Here is a 19,433-nt window from a genome sequence, read left to right on the forward strand (position 1 = left end):
CATCTGCCCCGGCCTGAGCATGCATTTAAATATTGTCTTATATCATACGACAACAGGCAGTTTTGACTTCAGCCATGCGATCCAGGTCTCCATGCCTTCACCGCTGGTACAGCTTAGTTCCAGGATCTCAAGTCTGGGGTTCACACGCAGGGCATATTCTTTGGCCTTTGCCAGGTCAAAAGGCACGTAGGGCAGCAGGTCGATCTTATTAATAATACACAAGCTAGAGCTGTAAAACATGTCCGGGTATTTCAGTGGCTTGTCCTCTCCTTCCGTTACACTCATCACCACCACTCGCTCGCTTTCGCCAAGGTCAAACATCGCCGGGCAAACCAGGTTGCCGACATTCTCAATAAACAGGATGGAATTCTCCTCCGGCTTCAGCTCCTGCACCGCGTGCAGTACCATATGGGCATCCAGGTGGCAACCCTTCCCGGTATTGATTTGCTTTACGGCGGTACCGGTGGCTTGTATCCTGTCCGCATCGTTGGACGTCTGCTGATCTCCTTCAATCACAAAACATTTCTGGTCCCCTTCCAAAGCTTGCAGAGTTTTTTCAAGCAGCGTGGTCTTCCCTGATCCCGGTGAACTCACCAGGTTGAGCGCAAGCATGTTTTTTGCGTCAAAATAGCCACGATTTCGCTCGGCCAGTAAGTCGTTGTGGTGCAGAATATCCCGCTCCATATCCACCACTGTGGGCGTGTGGCTATGGGTTTCACCATCGTGGGTATGTTCATGAGTATGTTGATGCGCATGATCGTGGTGGTGATCCCCGTGATCATGATGATGATCCCCGTGTTCGTGTTGATGGTCGTTCCCACTATCTCCGCACCCGCAGGTTGCACACATATCTTGTCAGTTTAATGTGAAATAATCTGAAAGTCTCAAGAGATAAAGTTACGAAGATTCTGAAGGTTAAGCAGCGGGCGGGAACTGACTTTGGTCAGGTTTTACCCACTCATTTGTCAGGAAAAAGGCAGCGATTCAAAAGCGGGATAACAGACTAGGAGGCAAGACCCGCTAAAAGCTGAAAACCGCCTTCCGGTCGGGGTAATTAAGCTTCGTGCTTTTCCGTTTCCCGTCCACGATGAAATGGATAATATTCATCTGATCATCGAACTGATCATAGAGTATGGTGTTTTCAACCGTAATATTCTTTGTATCAAACCTGTCGAAGACGGCTGTCGTATAGACATTAATCGCTTCATGATCCTGTTCCCAGCCGAACAGCGTGAGGGGCACACCCTTGCCCGCCGAACGAACAATCAAGTGCGTGGAGATATATTTTTTCACCCATTCACTCATCTCCTTTTTCAATGCGGCGTTGCTGAAATCAATCCGGGCCTTATATAATTTTGAAAGTACCGCCTCAAAATCATCCGTGAAGATCCGGCTGCTGATTTCCACTTTTTTCTCCCCGGCAATATATTCAATCTCCGTTGCACTCACATGATAGGGATGCGCTTCGGGAACAGGCCTGCCGGAAATAGAAAGAACACCTGCCAGCGTGACCCAAACGAACCATTTATTGAATAATATGACCATTTGAACAAATAAACGCATTATTTTTAACACCTGAAATTAATTTCAGGGCATTACTTCATCAAAACGACGACAAGACGAAGTCACCAAGAAGAGATGAACGACTTTCTTTTTTATTTCACGGAGGGCTGGAAACATATCATCAGCAAAGATGCTTTTGATCATCAGCTTTTTGTGCTGACGCTGGCTGTCATGTACAGTTTCCGGGAATGGAAAAAGGTACTGATCCTGATCACTGCTTTCACCATCGGACATTCAGCTACGCTTGTACTGAGTGTGCTCAACATCCTGCACATTCACAGGGGTACAGTCGAGTTCCTGATACCGCTGACCATCATCTGCACCGCGGTATGGAACGTGGCGGGCCATAAAAAAGATCATCGAATGAATCTCAATTATTTTCTGGCTCTTTTCTTTGGATTGATCCATGGGCTTGGATTTGCCGAAACGATCCGGGTCATGCTGGCCGGAGACCAGTCGCTCGCACTGGGTATTCTCGGCTTCAACACCGGATTAGAGGCAGGTCAGGTATTAGTGGTGCTGATCATATTACTGATGACCAAACTGATCGTCGACCTGGTGAGGGTCCCTCAAAAAACTTACACAGTGGTAGTCTCGCTGATGGTAGCGGTGCTGTCCGTCAATATTGCCTGGAACAGATTTCCATACGTTTTCTAAATTCAAAGAATGAAAAAGATTTTTGCCGGTATCGTATTGCTGTCAACCTGCCTCATCGGCAGCTCGCAGGATATTCAAAATAATCCCGGAAGCAATCACGGTAACAAATTTGAGCAGTTGGGCACAATTCTGCCCACACCCAATGAATTTCGCACAGCCAGCGGTGCGCCGGGCCCGAAATACTGGCAACAGCGCTGCGATTACAAGATAAATTGCACGCTGGACGAAAAAAACCTGACCCTGAAGGGTTCAGAAACCCTGGATTATTTCAATAATTCGCCCGATGTACTGACCTATATCTGGTTACAGCTCGACGAAAACGAACACAGTAATCTCCGGAACGCCAATTACCAGACCAGCTCGATGATGCCGGTAACAATGACTGCGCGGGATCTGGGAAGAATGGAGTCAGACAATAAGACCGACAATGGGTTCGGCTGCAAGATCAGTAAGATCGCTGATGCTGCGGGAAAACAGTTGCAATACACCATCAATAAGACGATGATGCGCGTGGATCTACCCACTGCGCTGAAACCGGGGCAGCGATTTGTGTTAAATATTGATTGGTCGTACAGGTTTGCTGACCGTATGAGCATGGGTGGCCGGGGAGGCTATGAATTTTTTCCGGAGGACGGCAATTATTTATTCACCATAACACAATGGTATCCGAGGGTTTGCGTGTACAGCGATTTTCAGGGATGGCAGAATCATCAGTTCACCGGTCGGGGAGAATTTGCCCTGACTTTCGGGAATTTTGATGTAAAGATGACCGTCCCGGCCGATCATATTGTAGGTAGTACAGGGGAATGTCAGAATTATAACCAGGTGCTGACCCCGGGGCAGTTAGGGCGATATAATCTTGCGAAAAACGCAAAAGAACCCGTTGAAATTGTCACGCTGGCTGAAGCCAAAAAAGCAGAAAAGAGTAAGAGCACCGCTAACAAAACCTGGCATTACAAGGCAGAAAATGTGAGGGATTTCGCATGGACCTCGTCCAGGAAATATGTGTGGGATGCCATGCCTCAGCTTGTTCAGGGCAAGAAGATCATGTGTATGAGCTTTTACGGAAAAGAAGCTTATGGACTTTACAGAAAATTTTCTACACGGGTGGTGGCACATACCATCAAGACCTATTCGCAGTTCTCCACCCCGTATCCTTACCCTGTGGCGCAAAGTGTGGAAGCCGCCAATGGCATGGAATACCCCATGATCTGTTTCAACTTTGGCCGCACACTTCCCGACGGCACTTACAGTGAAGGCGTTAAAAACGGTATGATCGGCGTGATCATCCACGAAGTAGGCCATAATTTCTTTCCGATGATCATCAACAGTGATGAACGTCAGTGGACCTGGATGGATGAAGGACTGAATACCTTCGTTCAATTTCTCACAGAAGAATTGTGGGATAATAAGTTCCCCAGCAAGCGGGGACCGGCCTGGGCAATTACTGATTATATGAAGTTGCCCAAGGATGAACTTGAACCCATCATGACCAATTCCGAGAACATTGTCAATTTCGGACCGAATGCTTACGCCAAACCTGCAACCGGACTGAATATCCTCCGGGAAACCATTATGGGGCGCGAACTGTTCGATTTTGCCTTTAAGGAATATGCGCGCCGCTGGGCTTTCAGGCATCCAACCCCTTCGGATTTCTTCAGGACCATGGAAGATGCAAGCGCTGAGGACCTGGATTGGTTCTGGCGTGGATGGTTTTACGGCACTGACCCCGTTGATATTTCTCTTGACACAGTGAAATATGCAAAAGCTGATCCCAATAGTCCGCTTCCTCCAACCGCGAAAATCAGTTACCGGATCGAGGCGCCGCTGCTAAATAATTTCGAGGATATCACCAAGATCAGAAACAGGGAAGATGGCCGTATCAGATTTTATACAGATGTAGACACTGCTGCAAGAGATTTTTACTGGCGCTATGCAAGAGGATTAGAAAAATTCGATACCAGCAGGGTTCTGACCACTGAACAACCTCAGTATTTCGCGAAACTCACGCCAGCAGATGCACAGATGCTGCAGGGCAAATATTTTTATGAATTAAGTTTCTCCAACAAAGGCGGCATGGTAATGCCCATTATCATTGAATGGACTTACCGGGATGGAAGCCGGGAGACCGACCGGATACCGGCACAGATCTGGCGGTACAATGAGAAGAAGGTCAAAAAGCTTTTTGTAAAAAATAAAGAGATTGCTTCCATCAGACTTGATCCGCTGCGCGAGACCGCTGACATCGATGAATCCAATAATGTCTGGGGTTCTATGCCCGCTCCTTCAAAGTTCAGGGCCTATTCCCAGCAAATGGCAGCTCCTGGCAGGCGAAGCCCCGCGCCGGTTGGCGTAAACCCGATGCAGAACGCGATGAAGAAATAGTGTTCTAAAACTGTGCGACAGGCGTGATAAACTGGCAGTGCTGCGAATGCGAATTATTTTGTACGCTTAAAACAACGCGCTAATTATTCGGCATATCTAATCCTCTTGCCAAAAACTGCGCCTCGATAATCCCGGGCTATTCGAAAAATTACGGTTTTAATGTGAGCGCCCCCGAAGGACATTTCCGGACGGTGGCGATGATCTCCTCAGTAGTCGCATTTTCGGGCTGTATCCAGGGATGCTCCTGTGGCTTGAATACCTGGGGTAAATTGCGTACACAATTTCCCGAGTGCTGGCACTTGGCTGCCTGCCAAACGATAGTCACTTCACCATTTGAATATTCTTTTCTGATATTTTCTTTATCCATTTCCAAAGTTTTTCGGGTTAAAATAATCTGCCTAAAATGCAGATTCTTTCTGGCTGTCTTCACCATTGTGTTCAGACAGGTATTAAAATTACAACTTCCTCCTGAATGCAAAAAACCCTTCCCACGAAGGGGAAGGGTCTAATATTAACGTAAAAATTATTTTATTTCTTACGCAGGTTCGGATGTGGAGGTGCCACTTGGTTTGGACCTTCTTCACCCGGAGCAGCTGCACGCAGATCTACTGAGTTGCAATCGCCACCTTCCTGGCCCGAGCTGAAGATAAACCTGTCAAGACTGATACCTTCCTGTTCGTTCAGGTGTGTGATCACCTTGTTCACGTGATCCCAGCTTAATTGCTGTTGTCTCTTTGTAGCTGCACAGTATCCAACTACGACTACTTTACAAGTAGGATTAGCCCTCATTTTTGAAGCAACAGTTGACAAAACAGCTTTTGCGTCAGAAGACAATGTGTTGGAATTAGGTGCGAAAGATACGCTCGGCAACGGGCCTAACAGTGTTGCACACTCAGAAGCAACTGCGCCGCATCCTTCTGGGCATGGGCATTTACCAACGCCATCAGCATCAACCGGCTGGCAGTAAGTCGGCGTTACTTTTTCTTTATCCTTGCAGTCGGGAACGCCATCGCCATCTGTATCCAGGCTTACACCATGTGTATCAACCGGACAACCGGCAGGAGTTTGCTCAAGGTCGAACTGATCAGTTACGCCATCACCATCAGAATCAGGCAATACTGGAGGAGGAATATTCATCAGGCGAGGATTGCGAATCTCGCTGTATGCATAGTTCAAAGGATTTACCCAGTACAGTGGCTGAACCCTTTTTGCTTTATTACCCAGGTTGAAATTCAGACCAATTGTACCATAGTTGTACCAGTCTTTTGCCTGATTGCCGTATGTATTCGGAAGAATACCGTCTACAAGATCGCTGCCAACGAAAATTGCCCTATCTTCCAGTGCCAGGTTAACCCTGTCGCTGAGTTTGAATGCAATACCTACACCAGCAGTTAAAGAAGGTTTAACGAAGCCAGCAAAGGTGCTTGACCATTTGTCGCTCGTACCGGCATTTCCGAGTGCCTGGTTATAATCATGTCCTTTCAGTGCATCCCTGTAGGATTTCAGGACATCTCTCTTATTGTTGCCATTCCATGCGGTGCTTGGTTGATCGGTGGTATTCCTGAACGCTCTCCAGGTATTTACTCCTACACCAGCCAGGCCGTAGAACGTCATAGCTGTCTGAGCTTTATAGAACCTGATGTTGTGGAGATTGAACAGCGCCTGTAAAGACAGATCCTGTGCCTGTGTTTTGTGGTTCGGATACCATCCTTCCCTTGGAATTCCGGCAATTATCCCTTGATCAGTAGGCCTGTAGCCTTCACCCCTTGCAACACCGTAAACATACTCCAATCTAAGAGACATTACATGTCCCAGTGATTTACGAATGTGAGCGCCAAAGCCCCAGGAGCGCAGGGGATCTGCAGCCATATCACCTATCACAGTGAAGGAACCGCCCTTGACACCAAGTTCCCACATGTCACGCGGTTTAGCGGGATAGTCGTAGGTACCAGCCAGAAACTGGCTTTGTTGGGCTAATCTCTTGTTAGCGATAAGAGAAGAATCAGTGACGTCATGCCCAACTCCGTAGATAGCTCTGGTGCCATGGGTTGTGGTTTGTTGTGCAAACCCGGCTGACGCAAAAAGGCAAGATAAACCTGCCAATAAGATGTACTTTTTGCTTGTCATAACTAAGGATTAAGATTTAAAAACGATTTTCTTAAAGTCAAGCAAATTTAGAGCCATTTTGTTAAAAAACAAATTTTTAACCAAAAAAAACACTAATTTCTTTTATTTTCAGGTCACTTTAAATACCTAAAAATCATTTAGTAACCCGCTTTCTTTTGAAGAATTTGGTTTAATTTGCCGTCATTTCCTATATGAACCTCCCCACACATCTAATTAAAGAAGAAATTGACAGTTTTGAGACCCGTTTCAATGAAGCTGTGCGCAGCCAGACTCCCCTCCTCGACAGGATCATGCGCTATATCGTTAAGCGGAAAGGCAAACAAATCAGGCCGATGTTTGTTTTTCTGACGGCAAAAATGTTCGGTCCTACAAACGAGACCACCTACCGCGCCGCTTCCCTGGTCGAACTGCTCCACACCGCCACACTGGTCCATGATGACGTGGTGGATGATGCCCATGAAAGAAGGGGCTTTTTCTCCGTCTATGCATTATGGAAAAACAAGGCATCGGTACTTGTAGGCGATTACCTCCTCGCCAAGGGACTGATTCTTTCCCTGGAACACCAGGACTACCGCATCCTGCATATCCTTTCGGAAGCTGTCAGACAAATGCCCGAAGGTGAACTGCTTCAGCTTGAAAAAGCCCGGAACCTGAACCTGCGGGAAGATATTTATTATGAGATCATCCGGAACAAAACAGCCTCCATGCTGGCGGCAACCTGCAGCGCCGGTGCATGGTCCACTTCTCAAAACGATGAATATACCGAGATCATGCGGCAGTTTGGCGAAAAGGCAGGAATCGCTTTTCAGATCAAAGACGACCTGTTCGATTATGCCAGCGAAGACGTTGGGAAACCAACGGGGAATGATATTAAAGAAAAGAAGATGACATTACCCCTGATCTATACCCTGAACAATACTGACAGTGCAACCCGGCGGAAAATCATTAATATTGTAAAAAATAACAACAACAAAAAGAAGAAGGTGGACTGGGTGTTGGAAGTAGTACGCGAGACCGGCGGTATCCGGTTTGCCACACAAAAAATGTATGATTTTAAAAAGGAAGCCCTTGATATCCTTGCCAGGTGCCCGGACAATGAATACCGGAAAGGTCTTGCCGATCTTGTTGATTACGTAACGGAAAGAAAATACTGACCCGGACCTTAAACAATCGGGTATTTTGCTGTCCCGGGGGGTCTCATTCAGGATGCCGGCGGAAACCAGTTTCTGTTTCGCGCTTTCCGGAGAAATGAACAAACTGCCGCAGCGTGATGTAAATCTGCCATAGCAACGGCGGGGAATGCGTTGTTAGTGATTTTCTTATTCTAAAAATTACGGTCTTTGGAAAAACGTTGGACAATACTGGATACTTCAGAAGAGAAAGAAAGTGCTCTCAGGGAATCCTTACGGATCAATCAGATCCTTTGCAGGATCCTGGTTCAACGTGGTATTGAAACATTTGACGAGGCCAAAGATTTCTTCAGACCCGGGCTGGACCAGCTTCACAGTCCCTGGCTGATGAAAGATATGGATAAAGCCGTACAACGCGTACTGCTCGCCTTCTCCAGAAATGAGAAGATCCTGGTTTATGGTGATTACGACGTGGACGGAACCACCTCCGTTGCCTGCATGTACCAGTTTATCAAAGCACATCACCGAAAGGTGGACTTCTATATCCCGCACCGCTACCGCGAAGGATATGGTATCAGCAGGGCCGGCGTGGACTTTGCCAAAAAGAACGGGTTCACCCTGGTGATAGCCCTGGATTGCGGGATCAAGTCTATCGAACTCATCGGGTACGCCCGCTCCCTGGGTGTGGAATTTGTGGTCTGTGACCATCATCTGCCGGATACCAGTCTGCCCGATGCAGTAGCTATTCTGAATCCGAAGCAACCAGATTGCCATTATCCTTACAAGGAATTATGCGGCTGCGGCGTGGGTTTCAAACTGATTTCGGCGCTTTGCGAGAAAATGGATCTTCCCGAAGAGACGGCATTCAGATATCTGGACCTCGTAGCAACGGCCATCGCAGCCGATATTGTTCCGCTTACGGGGGAAAACCGGATCCTGGCGCTGCATGGTCTCGTCAAGGCAAATGCTGACCCCAATCCGGGCATTAAGGCCCTGATCTTTCTGAGCGGGGCGAGTCTCCCCCTGCATATTCAAAACCTGGTTTTCCTGATCGCGCCACGGATCAATGCGGCCGGGCGCATGGATGATGCCCGCAAAGCGGTTCAATTATTTATAGCGCCTGATTTTGAAGAAGCGAAGGTCTTTGGCGAGGCACTTCACAATGACAACACGGAAAGAAAAGAAGCGGATAGTAGTATTACAGTGGAAGCACTGGAAATGATCCAGAAAAACAAGGACTGGCAGCACCGGAAATCAACCGTGGTTTACCAGCCACACTGGCACAAGGGCGTGGTGGGCATTGTGGCCTCGCGAATTATTGAATATTATTATAGGCCGACCGTCGTGCTTACACAAAGCGGGCATTATGTAGCGGGGAGTGCCCGTAGCGTTCCGGGATTTAACCTGTATGAAGCAATTCACGCGTGCAGAGACCATCTGCTGGGATACGGCGGACATTTTGCGGCAGCCGGGCTCACCCTGGAAAAAAATCAGGTCGATGCGTTCAGGGATAAATTTGAAGAGGTGGTCGCCCGAACTATCACCGAAGAACAACTGGTGCCCGAAATCATTATAGATACCGAAATGGAATTGAAATGGATTACGTTCCCGTTTTTTAATATCCTGAGACAGATGGAACCTTTCGGTCCGGGTAATATGGTGCCGGTATTCGTGGCCCGGAACGTTGTGGATACGGGTCACAGTAAAATAGTAAAAGAAAAACATATCCGGTTTTCGGTCCGGCAGGGTGATACCACCGTTACGGGGATTGGTTTCAACCTGGCCGAACGGTTCCCATTGATTGAAAGCAGAGAACCTTTTGATATCGTATTCAGGATCGATGAAAATGAATGGCAGGGTCAGAAAAGCCTTCAGATCAGGGTAGAGGACGTACGGCGAAATGTGCAAACACCTATTTAGATTCCAGGATGAAATCTGAAAAATGGATGCAAAAATATAACTTCTAAAGATACGATTTTTTTGTGAAATTTCCGGCCATCCGGCAAAAGTTCGGTGTACTCTGAAGGACCCTGTCCGTCGCCGCAACTTTCAGCCGACGCTGGACGCTCTCAGGGAAATTTTACCTTGAAACACCAGCGGGAATACAATTTTCACGGTTACAAATTTAATCTTTTAAGTTACAAATAATACACTTTTCGTTACAAATAAACTATCTTTGCAGCCCCTTAGGAAAAACTAAGGTTATTTTATTTTATTAATTTTTAAACAACAGGGTAATGAACAATTACGAATTGATGGTGATTTTTACCCCGGTTTTAAGCGAAGAAGAGTTTAAAGCTGCACAAAAAAAGTTTGCCGAAATGGTAACTGATGCAGGTGGCTCTATCGTTTATGACAACCCCTGGGGACTGAAATCACTGGCGTACCCCATCCAGAAAAAAACCACGGGTTTATACTGGGTGCTGGAATACACTGCGCCATCCGACTTCAATGAGAAGCTGAAAATTCAGCTTCTGCGTGACGAATCCGTTCTTCGTCACCTTTGCACCAAACTCGACAAATACGCCGTTGAGTACAATGCTAAAAAGGCAAAAGGCGTACGTACTGAAACCGAAAAAGTAGTGGAGGCTTAACCTATGGCAAAGAATGAAATTAAATATCTGACAGCCATTAAAGCTGAGAAACGTCCGAAAAAATTCTGCCGTTTTAAAAAGTATAACATCCGCTACGTAGATTACAAAGACGTGGAATTCCTGAAGAAATTCCTGAATGACCAGGGGAAAATTTTACCGCGCCGTCTTACTGGCAATTGCCTGAAAGCACAGCGCCAGGTATCTGAGGCTATCAAGAAGGCGCGCCAGATGGCCCTGCTGCCCTACGTTACCGATTTATTGAAATAGGCGTCATCCCTAATTCCGCTACACGCGGAAGACAGTAATGCCTTTGATTTACTGGGATAAAAACAACACACAATGGAAATTATCTTAATACATGACGTCGATAACCTGGGAGCTGCAGACGAAGTGGTAACCGTTAAAAGCGGCTATGCGCGCAACTTTTTGCTGCCCCGCAAACTGGCCGTGGAAAATACACCTTCCAACCAGAAGCAATTGCAGGAAAGACTGAAGCAGGCGAGGAAGAAAGAGGAAACAATGCTGGCTGCAATCAATGAAGTCGTGGCCAGGCTGAGCGAATCGCCGCTGAGACTGGGCGCCAAGACAGGAACCAGTGGCAAGATTTTCGGCAGCGTGACCAACCTCCAGATCAGCCGGGCTATCCGGGAACAAAAAGGTTATGAGATTGACCGCAAAAAAATCGCTATTACAGAAGAAGTAAAGGAACTGGGTACGCACAAAGCGACCATCGACTTTGGCAATGGCCATGTCACCGAGATCCTTTTTGAAGTAATTGCCGAATAATTTCTACTTTTAACATCATTTTAACAATGCTCCCGGCTTCCGGGGGCATTTTTTTTGCCCTAAAAAATAAAATTTGTATGGTACCAGAAAAATACTCTTATCTTTGAACAAGATTCGGTGTTTTTTCAGTTATAGATTCCGGAATATTGTTTAAATGTTCATTGGTCTTAATACTGTTTAATGCACTTATTTCTATAAAAAATTTAAACAAATGAACATTTACGCAGGAAATTTAAGTTGGACCCTGAAAGACCAGGATTTACAAGACTTATTCGCACCTTATGGGGAAGTTACTTCCGCCAAGATCGTATCAGACAAATTCAGCAACCGCAGCAAAGGTTTCGGTTTTGTTGAGATGGCCAATGACGACGAGGCCAGAACAGCCATTGACGCTTTGAACGGAAAAGAAGTGGGTGGCAGGAACATCGTAGTTAACGAAAGCCGTCCGAAAGAATCCGGTAGCGGCGGCGGTGGCTACAAAAAGAAAAGTTTTGGCGGCGGCGGCGGCGGTTACAAGAAAGATAACGGTTACCGCGACAGGAACAGAGGTTACTAAGAACCCCCTCCAGGTTTATTAAACCAGTCAAACGAATTTTAAGCCCCGGCGACGGGGCTTTTTGAATTGAACCTAACTGAAGAGATGCTCCCGCCCGAACGTACCGTTCGGTACGGGCGGGGATGCTAAACACTACCTGCTTACCTTCGCAGGCTTGCCTGCCGAAGGAGGGCGAACCCGGCAGGCGTCAGGGATATTAGATTATTATATAATCCAGCCCAATATACCACTCAGTACCTAACCTGTTTTCATTGCTGAAAATTTCACGAGAACATCACTAATAAGTGATATTACTGAAAATCTATACAAATTTTCTCAAGCAGGTACTTACATGATCGATACACACGTACTTATATTATCGATACAGCGGCCAAATTGCATGCCGGCGACGGTAAATCTTGAACCCTTTCTCAAAACCAAAACAGCCTGCCGCTTTCACGACAGACTGTTTGTTTATATTATTAATAGATTAAATATAATTAACACGCATCAGAACCAACTGCCCACAAATGCTTCGTTCACGGTTGATTGATTCGCGAGACGTTTCCGCCGCGCCGCAACACGTTTTTTCTGCTTATAGGTACTGATCAGCATCATCGGAATAAAGAGGAATATCAGCGGAGGTATGCCCATGAATGAAACCCATCTCCCGCCGTACGTCTTGCGCATCGGGCGTTTGAGCCTCTCAGCGATGAGGTACATACTGGGCACCATCACCAGCGTCAGGAAGAACGCTACGGTCAATCCGAATATAATGGTCCAGGAAAGAGGGCCCCAGAATTTCACACTTTCGCCACCAAAAAATATATGGGGATTCAACTCGGCGAACGTACCGTAGAAACTAATATTGAACCCAATGGCCAACGGGATCATCGCCAGGATAGCCGCCACCGCCGTAAGCATAACCGGAATGATCCGTATTTTACCTGCCTGTATGACGGCCTCTCTGGTCCGGAGACCTCGATCACGGAGCTCATCGGCAAACTCTATCACGAGGATACCGTTCTTGATCACAATTCCTGCCAGGCCCAGGATACCGACGCCCACCATCACAATGGAAATGGCCATCCCCGTCAGCGCAAAGCCAATCATCACCCCAATAATACTGAATACAATTTCGGTAAGAATGATGACTGATTTACTGATGGAGTTGAACTGCCATGCCAGCACCATCAGGATGAGCAACAAGGCCCAGATAAAAGCCTGGTTCAGGAAGTCAACGGTCTCCTTTTGCTGCTCGCCTTCCCCGGTTTGCTTGATCGTTACATCGCTCGTTGTAGTCTTGAACTGACCAATAGCTTTTTTAATCTGCGCATTGACTTCGGTGGCTGTGTAACCGGATAGCAAAGCACTGCGGAGCGTGATGGTGCGCTTCTGATTCTTCCTCTTCACACTACCCAGCGTGTTGGAATAATCAATATTGACCAACGAAATAATAGGCACACTCTTGAATTTTCCGGTCGCCATTTCTCGGAAAGAAACATTCATATTCAACAGATCCGTCAGCTTTTTACGCTGAATTTCATTGGAGCGAACCTGTATCTTATATTCATCTTCGCCGTCCTTGATCTTGCTGGCCTCAAATCCGAACAAAGCTGTTCTGATTTGCTGACCGATCTGCGCCGATGAAACGCCCTCTAAGAGGGCCTTTTCCCGGTTGACGGTCAGCGAGATCTCGGGACTCTTCAAATCAATATCCATTTTCAATTCTTCGATCCCGGGGATCTGCAAGCCATCCAGGTAGTTTTTGAGGCCTGTAGCCGTATTGATCAAATGTTCATAACTATCACTGGATATTTCGATGTTAACAGGCGGATCTGTCGGAGGACCGTTCTTCTCTTTATCCACTGTAATCTCGGCGCCGGGAATCCCCCTAATGGCCGCCCGCAGCGAGTCGAGATAAGGTTCGGTTGCCTCGCCGTTTCTCTTGGCAAACTCTACAAACGACACCTGGATCCTGCCCAGCTCACTCCTTGTCCCCATGCTACCGCTATTGGGTTCAGCAGCTCCCACCGCAACGTTTGAAATAACGCTTTCAACAATGGGATTCATTTTATTTTTCGCCGGATCCATTTTCAACACGCGGTAGGTGCGGGCCTCAAGTTGCCGCAGCACCGAATCTGTATATTTTACATCGGTACCCGTTGGCAGCTTCAGGTACACGTACAACATGTTGGGGTCGTTGTCAGGGAAGAACACCACTTTGGTCCGGCCAATACCCGCCGAGATCCCAATCATGATCAGGGATATAAACAATAGACCTACCGCTCCCAGCAATAGCCAAACGGGCCGCCATCCCTTCAGTACCCAGCGAAGCAGCGTTTCGTAATGGCCCATGATCCAGGGTAGAACTGCGTTCTGAAACCGGTGTACCCATCCGTCGAAGAAATAGGCATTCAACACACCCATCAGCGCCAGGAACAGGGACAGGTTCCCAATAAAAAATAAGACCGAACCGTTTTTACCGACCGCGAATCCAAGCAGGTCAAACAGAACGCCGATAATGACCGCCGTTCTGAAGAACGGACGTTTAAACACCCGTGATCTTTGTCCCTTGAAATCCGGATCATCATCGCGGTGGCTCATAAAATCCACGGCGAATACCGGGTTCATCAGGAAGGCAACCAGCAACGAAGCAGCAAGCGTAAAGATCAGCATCAGCGGCAGGAATATCATAAACTTACCAATCATTCCAGGCCAGAACATCAACGGAACAAATGGGGCCAGGGTTGTTAGTGTTCCGGCCACTACCGGTATAAACACTTCGCCCGCAGCCATCCTGGCCGACTTCTCCCCACTTACCTTTCCATTCCCTGCCATAAAGATCCGGTGCGTATTTTCAATAACCACGATGGCATCATCCACAATGATCCCCAGGCCGAATAGCAACGCAAAAAGCACCATGAAATTCAACGTGATCGAAGTACTGATCAGTAATTCTCCCAGTGGCAGAAATATGAATGCAACGAACATACTCAGCGGTACACTCAGCGCCACAAAAAATGCGTTGGTGATCCCCATGAAAAACATGAGTATGATCAGCACTAACGTGAACCCAATTACAATAGAGTTGATCAGGTCGTTGAAAGATGTGCGCGTGGAGATGCTCTGATCACCACTGATCGTTACGTGAAGATCTTTCGGGAAGTCAGCTTTCTGCATTTCCGCAGATATCCTCTTCACGCTTTCTGCGGTCTCAATCAAATTTTCCCCACTCCGCTTAATGATATTGAGCGTAATAACATTTCTGCCATCCAGCCGGGCATAGCTGCTGGTCTCCTTGACCGTGTCCTTGATAGACGCAATATCCTTCAGGTAAATACCGGACCCATGGCTGTTTTGGACAATAACCTTTTCTATATCGTATGCCGTCTTGAACTGTCCTTTCAACTGCAGGTTACGCCGCATATTACCCACTTCAAACTGCCCGCCTGAGATGTCCATGTTTTCATAACGGATGGCGTTGCTGATATCATTGAATGTCACGCCTGCGGCCATCATTTTCTCATTATCCACATTTACCTGGAACTCCCTTTCGGGTGCCCCAACCAGATCCACCCGCGTGATCTGCGGAATCTCCTCCAGGTGATCCTTCAGGTGGTCGGCGTAGTACTTCAAACGCATCGGGTCGTAATCGCCGCTGATATTAACATACATGATAGGGATCTCGGAAAGGTTAAATTCCATTGCGGTTGGCGCTTGCGTCAGGTCGTTTGGCAAATCCTGTTTGGCTTTGTCTATCGCGTCCTTCACCTTCTGAAGCGCTATGTCTACCACCTCATTGGTTCCAAATTCGATAACGATCACCGAGTAATCCTGGAAGGAAGTACTGGTAACCTTTTCAATCTTGACACCTGAGATACCTTTGATTTGTTTTTCGATCGGCTGGGTAACCAGGTTCTCCATATCGCGCGGCGAGTTCCCCACGTAAATGGTTTGCACGAAAACCATCGGCACTTTAATATCCGGGAAGCTTTCCTTGGGAAGGGTGACAAATTTCTGTACGCCCATGATGGTCACAAGCAGGATCAGCAAGTAGACGGTAGTCCGGTTCCTGACTGCCCAGGAGGTCCAGCTAAACTCTTTGAACTTCCCGTTAAAATTTTCTAATGCACCCATAATATTTACAGAGGTTTGGAATAATTAAGTATTGTTTAATCGCGGAATCCCGCTATCGCAGTGCCATTCACCGGTTTCATCTAAATGGTTCATCAGAGGGCCGGGACCATGCGGCATAAACCGAAATATCTAAATTCATTTTGGAGCAACTGTGGTGATATTTTGTCCATCGTAGAGATCCTCAAACCCCTGCGTGATCAGTTGATCACCGCTGGACAAACCGGATTTGATTTCCAGTTTCTCGCCGTACAACTCCCCTACTATTACACGTTTTTTGCGCGCTACAAGTCTTTTATTTTCTGTTACAGCTACGAACACGTATTTACCCTGCTGATCCGATTGGAGGGTATTCACAGGCACCGTAATCGCATTATGGGTTGTGTAATCCTGTATTTGCACTTTTGCGATCTGATTGGCTCTGAATTCGCTGCCGCTCGGAACACTGGCCTCCACATAAAAACTTCTGGAATTCGGATCAATCAATTTGCTCACGACAGATACCTTAGTATTGAAAGTTCTGTTTCCCGCATCGGGCAGGGTCACAACCACAGGCGTACCCAATTTAACCCGCTCCAGGTAGGTTTCCGGAACATTCACCAAAACTTTCAATACCGATGTATTCACAATAGATATCTGTGGGCCGGATGCCGACATGCCGGTAAACTGCTCCCCTACCCGCACATTAACCTGATCAACGATACCGCTGATATCAGCCCTGACACTTGAAAAATCCAGTTGTTCCCTCGCAGCCCTGGCCTGGGCTTCCGCTGCTGCTAACTGGCTGGTCAGTGTCTGAACCTGGGTTTTAGACTGCAGGACCTGCATTTCGGTGCCGATATTATTTTGCCACAGGTTCTGCTGGCGTTCCAGCGCGGTCTTTGCAAGATTCAATTGAGACCTCACTACAGCCGCCTGTTGCTGCGCAGCCGTCAATTGCTGGCGGGCCACGGCGTCATCGAGTTTCACCACTACCTGACCCTTTCCTACCCGGTCGCCTTTCTTTACGTAAAGGGCTCTTACAACGCCTCCCATTCCGCGGGGTGCGACGTAAGCCGTGTTTTTCGCATCGATCTTACCTTGTAAGTCGATATAATGATTAAACTGACCGTCGTCGATCGCTTCTACGCTCACCAGTTTTTCTTTCGCAGAACCCGGATCAAGCAGGGCTATTTCATCTTCAAGTCCTGAGATCTTGTCGTTCAGCGCCTTTTGTTCGATTTGAAGTTTTGCCAGTGCGGCTTTCTTGTCGCCCAGACTTCCCTTTTTTTGTGCCGCCCCTCCGCCGCAGGACACCATGGCCAGCGAAAGCGTTAAAATCCATACCGTCGTAATGATATATTTCATATTGGTTTGATTTATAATGTTAAATTCATTAAAGTTTTCCGGTTGCCTTCAGGAAATCTACACGGGCAACAACCGCGTTGTATAGTGCATTGAAATAATTGGTTTGAGCACGCTCCAGATCAACCCGCACGGCATTGATCTCGGTTTGCGACCCGGTGCCAATCTCATATTTCTTTTTGGTTTGATCGTACACCTTCTGAGCCAGCTTCATATTTTCTTTCTGTGCATCCACATCTGAAATCGCCGTCCTGAAATTGTTTAAGGCGGTTTGGATCTCCCTGTCTATATTCAGTTTAAGCGCTTCAATCTGGTTTTCGGTCTGTTTCAGTTTGATCTTTGCCTGAGCAATTTTTGCGTTGGTCGCGAATCCTGTAAACAATGGGATGTGCAGATTCAGCGAAATAGCGCTTACGGGAGACCAGTAACTTTGACCTGAATAGATATTGAATTTATTGGCCTGCGCCAATTCATTGTAGTAACCGCTCAGGGAAAGCGTGGGTAACTTACTTAATCGGTATCGTTGTATGTCGTAACCATTTAGCTTTGCGCCCAAAACGGCGGTCTGATAGTCTTTTCGTTGTGCGTAATCAAACTGTGATGCCTCCAATATGCCCTCCCTGATATTTTCATCGGTCAGGGGATCGGTAAGTATCAATGAATCGCGGACGGGCATTCCCATCAGCACTTTTAGCCCAAGATAACCATTGTCGATCTGCGTGACCGCCGTAGTCCGGGCAGAGTGCAGGTTGGTCAGTTGAACCTCCAACTTGTCCATATCCAGTTTTTCAGCAAAGCCATTGTCGTACATGATCCTCGTGTCATGATTCAGTTTCTCGATGAGACTGATATTTGAATCCAGCAGTGCCACCTGGGTCCTGCTGACAACCAGTTGGTAATATATTTTGGTAATATTGGTCCTGATCTGCTCTTCCGTTACTTCTACGTTCTTGTCCCTGAAATCAATCAGCGTCTTCCTGGCCTGCAGGCCGGTGAAAACCTGACCGTCGAACAGAAGCTGGCTAAGGGAGACACCGCCCATAGATGTCCATTTTACCCCAAACTTAAGCCTGGCAAATTCTCCTTTCTGACCACCAAAGAATTCTGCCGGAACGAGGCTGGTGGGCAAAGCGGCATTGTAAGTAAGCTGACCGCTCGCGCTGAGCTGGGGATAAGCATTTCCCGTGACTTCGCGGTTCACTTCTTCCTGCAATTTAACATCCAGCAAAGCATTTTTCACCTGAACGTTATTTTTTTTGGCGTAATCCAGCGCCTGTTGTAACGAGAAGGCATGCGTCTCCTGGGCTATCAGTCCCTGCGTTGTGAACAACATCAACAATATCAGCAATAGACTAAGTCTTTTCATCCGGTAGATTTTTAAAATATTCTTCTTTGTATTTTGATATCAGCTCATATCCTGAAGGTGTTGCCAGCCCGTACAAAAAAAGCAAAAACAGCTCCCGGTGCGTCTCCACAAGTCCGGCGCTTACCCCATTCTGAAAACCAGGCGAGAAGGTGATCAAAATGCTCTCCAGCCTGTACCTGGAAACCAGATTTACATTCAGCTCTTTCCGGTAATAACCCTCTTCTATGCCCCACTCGAGGTTAGCCTTGATCATCCGGAACAGCACTTCATTCCTGTACTCGGCGAACCGCCTGTAGGCGCCCCGGTGATATTTTTTGAGGTCATATACCACCAGGGGGTTAATTCCCTTAAATAGATCCAGCATATATCCGATTGCCGAAAAACCCTCGTGAACGGCATTTTCAGCGGTAACTTTCCCCTTTTCACATTTTTGGATATTCACATCCAGAATTCCTTCTACCACCGCTTCAACCAGCTCGTTTTTGTCCCTGAAGTATTGATAAATGGTCTTTTTACTGCACCCCGACTCTTCAGCAATATCGTCCATGCTTACACTTCGAATTCCGAATTGCACGAACAACTGTCTAGCCTGCAGTGTTATTCTTGTTTTCAAATCCACGGTAACTCCCATAAATAAGCCCGCGAAACTAGGGAAACTTTTCATGTTACCAAAGTTTCCTACGTTTTTTTTAGATTATTTTTTCTGCTTCAAAATTTTGCCACATTACTCTCACGCAGTACCCCGGGTCGGGAAGGGACATTTCAACATCCGAATTTGTAAAGAGCTCTATTTTTAAGAGCCGTAAAAA

16 protein-coding genes are annotated in these 19,433 nt (G+C 47.1%); 8 read left to right on the forward strand and 8 right to left on the reverse strand.

Features of this window, described 5'->3' with window-relative positions:
• Positions 1–42: 42 nt before the first annotated feature.
• Both hypB and AC3WS5_RS10860 read right to left on the reverse strand, forming a co-directional pair.
• Positions 43–849: a hydrogenase nickel incorporation protein HypB gene (gene hypB / locus AC3WS5_RS10855; protein ID WP_492467395.1), complete on the reverse strand. Its 807-nt coding sequence runs from the start codon at positions 847–849 to the stop codon at positions 43–45.
• 171 nt (positions 850–1,020) lie between these two features.
• On the reverse strand, positions 1,021–1,563 hold the full coding sequence (locus AC3WS5_RS10860; RefSeq protein ID WP_492467396.1) for a DUF6702 family protein: 543 nt from the start codon (positions 1,561–1,563) through the stop codon (positions 1,021–1,023).
• A 39-nt stretch (positions 1,564–1,602) separates the two neighbouring features.
• Between AC3WS5_RS10860 and AC3WS5_RS10865 the strand changes: the two genes are divergently transcribed.
• Both AC3WS5_RS10865 and AC3WS5_RS10870 read left to right on the forward strand, forming a co-directional pair.
• On the forward strand, positions 1,603–2,220 hold the full coding sequence (locus tag AC3WS5_RS10865; RefSeq protein WP_492467452.1) for a HupE/UreJ family protein: 618 nt from the start codon (positions 1,603–1,605) through the stop codon (positions 2,218–2,220).
• Between the two features lie 9 nt (positions 2,221–2,229).
• On the forward strand, positions 2,230–4,605 hold the full coding sequence (locus tag AC3WS5_RS10870) for a M1 family metallopeptidase (RefSeq protein WP_492467397.1): 2,376 nt from the start codon (positions 2,230–2,232) through the stop codon (positions 4,603–4,605).
• A 148-nt stretch (positions 4,606–4,753) separates the two neighbouring features.
• Here the strand turns inward: AC3WS5_RS10870 and AC3WS5_RS10875 are convergent, their stop codons facing one another.
• Both AC3WS5_RS10875 and AC3WS5_RS10880 read right to left on the reverse strand, forming a co-directional pair.
• Positions 4,754–4,972 (reverse strand): (4Fe-4S)-binding protein, encoded by a 219-nt coding sequence (locus tag AC3WS5_RS10875; protein ID WP_492467398.1) that lies wholly within the window; start codon positions 4,970–4,972, stop codon positions 4,754–4,756.
• Between the two features lie 161 nt (positions 4,973–5,133).
• On the reverse strand, positions 5,134–6,732 hold the full coding sequence (locus AC3WS5_RS10880; RefSeq protein ID WP_492467399.1) for an OmpA family protein: 1,599 nt from the start codon (positions 6,730–6,732) through the stop codon (positions 5,134–5,136).
• A 191-nt stretch (positions 6,733–6,923) separates the two neighbouring features.
• Here AC3WS5_RS10880 and AC3WS5_RS10885 point away from each other — a divergent pair, with 191 nt between their 5' ends.
• From AC3WS5_RS10885 to rbp, 6 genes are all read left to right on the forward strand, one after another.
• Complete coding sequence (locus AC3WS5_RS10885; protein ID WP_492467400.1) at positions 6,924–7,886, forward strand: polyprenyl synthetase family protein; 963 nt, start codon at positions 6,924–6,926, stop codon at positions 7,884–7,886.
• A 186-nt stretch (positions 7,887–8,072) separates the two neighbouring features.
• The gene (gene recJ, locus AC3WS5_RS10890; protein ID WP_492467401.1) at positions 8,073–9,782 is read left to right on the forward strand and encodes a single-stranded-DNA-specific exonuclease RecJ; all 1,710 of its coding nucleotides are present in this window, start codon (positions 8,073–8,075) and stop codon (positions 9,780–9,782) included.
• 317 nt (positions 9,783–10,099) lie between these two features.
• On the forward strand, positions 10,100–10,456 hold the full coding sequence (gene rpsF / locus AC3WS5_RS10895) for a 30S ribosomal protein S6 (protein WP_492467402.1): 357 nt from the start codon (positions 10,100–10,102) through the stop codon (positions 10,454–10,456).
• Between the two features lie 3 nt (positions 10,457–10,459).
• Positions 10,460–10,723 (forward strand): 30S ribosomal protein S18, encoded by a 264-nt coding sequence (gene rpsR, locus AC3WS5_RS10900; RefSeq protein WP_492467403.1) that lies wholly within the window; start codon positions 10,460–10,462, stop codon positions 10,721–10,723.
• Positions 10,724–10,795: 72 nt separating this feature from the next.
• A complete protein-coding gene (rplI, locus tag AC3WS5_RS10905) occupies positions 10,796–11,242 on the forward strand; it encodes a 50S ribosomal protein L9 (RefSeq protein WP_492467404.1) in 447 nt (148 codons plus the stop codon).
• Between the two features lie 211 nt (positions 11,243–11,453).
• Positions 11,454–11,798 carry an RNA-binding regulator gene (gene rbp, locus AC3WS5_RS10910; RefSeq protein WP_492467405.1) on the forward strand — a complete coding sequence of 115 codons (345 nt, stop codon included), beginning with the start codon at positions 11,454–11,456 and terminating at the stop codon, positions 11,796–11,798.
• Between the two features lie 489 nt (positions 11,799–12,287).
• Here rbp and AC3WS5_RS10915 read toward each other — a convergent pair whose 3' ends face one another.
• The 4 genes from AC3WS5_RS10915 to AC3WS5_RS10930 form a co-directional block, all read right to left on the reverse strand.
• Positions 12,288–15,917: an efflux RND transporter permease subunit gene (locus tag AC3WS5_RS10915; RefSeq protein WP_492467406.1), complete on the reverse strand. Its 3,630-nt coding sequence runs from the start codon at positions 15,915–15,917 to the stop codon at positions 12,288–12,290.
• Positions 15,918–16,052: 135 nt separating this feature from the next.
• Entirely contained in the window at positions 16,053–17,261 is a 1,209-nt protein-coding gene (locus tag AC3WS5_RS10920) for an efflux RND transporter periplasmic adaptor subunit (RefSeq protein ID WP_492467407.1), read from the reverse strand.
• Between the two features lie 28 nt (positions 17,262–17,289).
• Positions 17,290–18,624, reverse strand: coding sequence for a TolC family protein (locus AC3WS5_RS10925; RefSeq protein WP_492467408.1), 1,335 nt, complete (start codon positions 18,622–18,624; stop codon positions 17,290–17,292).
• Entirely contained in the window at positions 18,611–19,288 is a 678-nt protein-coding gene (locus tag AC3WS5_RS10930) for a TetR/AcrR family transcriptional regulator (RefSeq protein ID WP_492467409.1), read from the reverse strand. The genes AC3WS5_RS10925 and AC3WS5_RS10930 overlap by 14 nt, the downstream gene beginning before the upstream one ends.
• Between the last annotated feature and the right edge of the window lie 145 nt (positions 19,289–19,433).

The organism is Niabella sp. CPT15-335-S11, assembly GCF_058792415.1.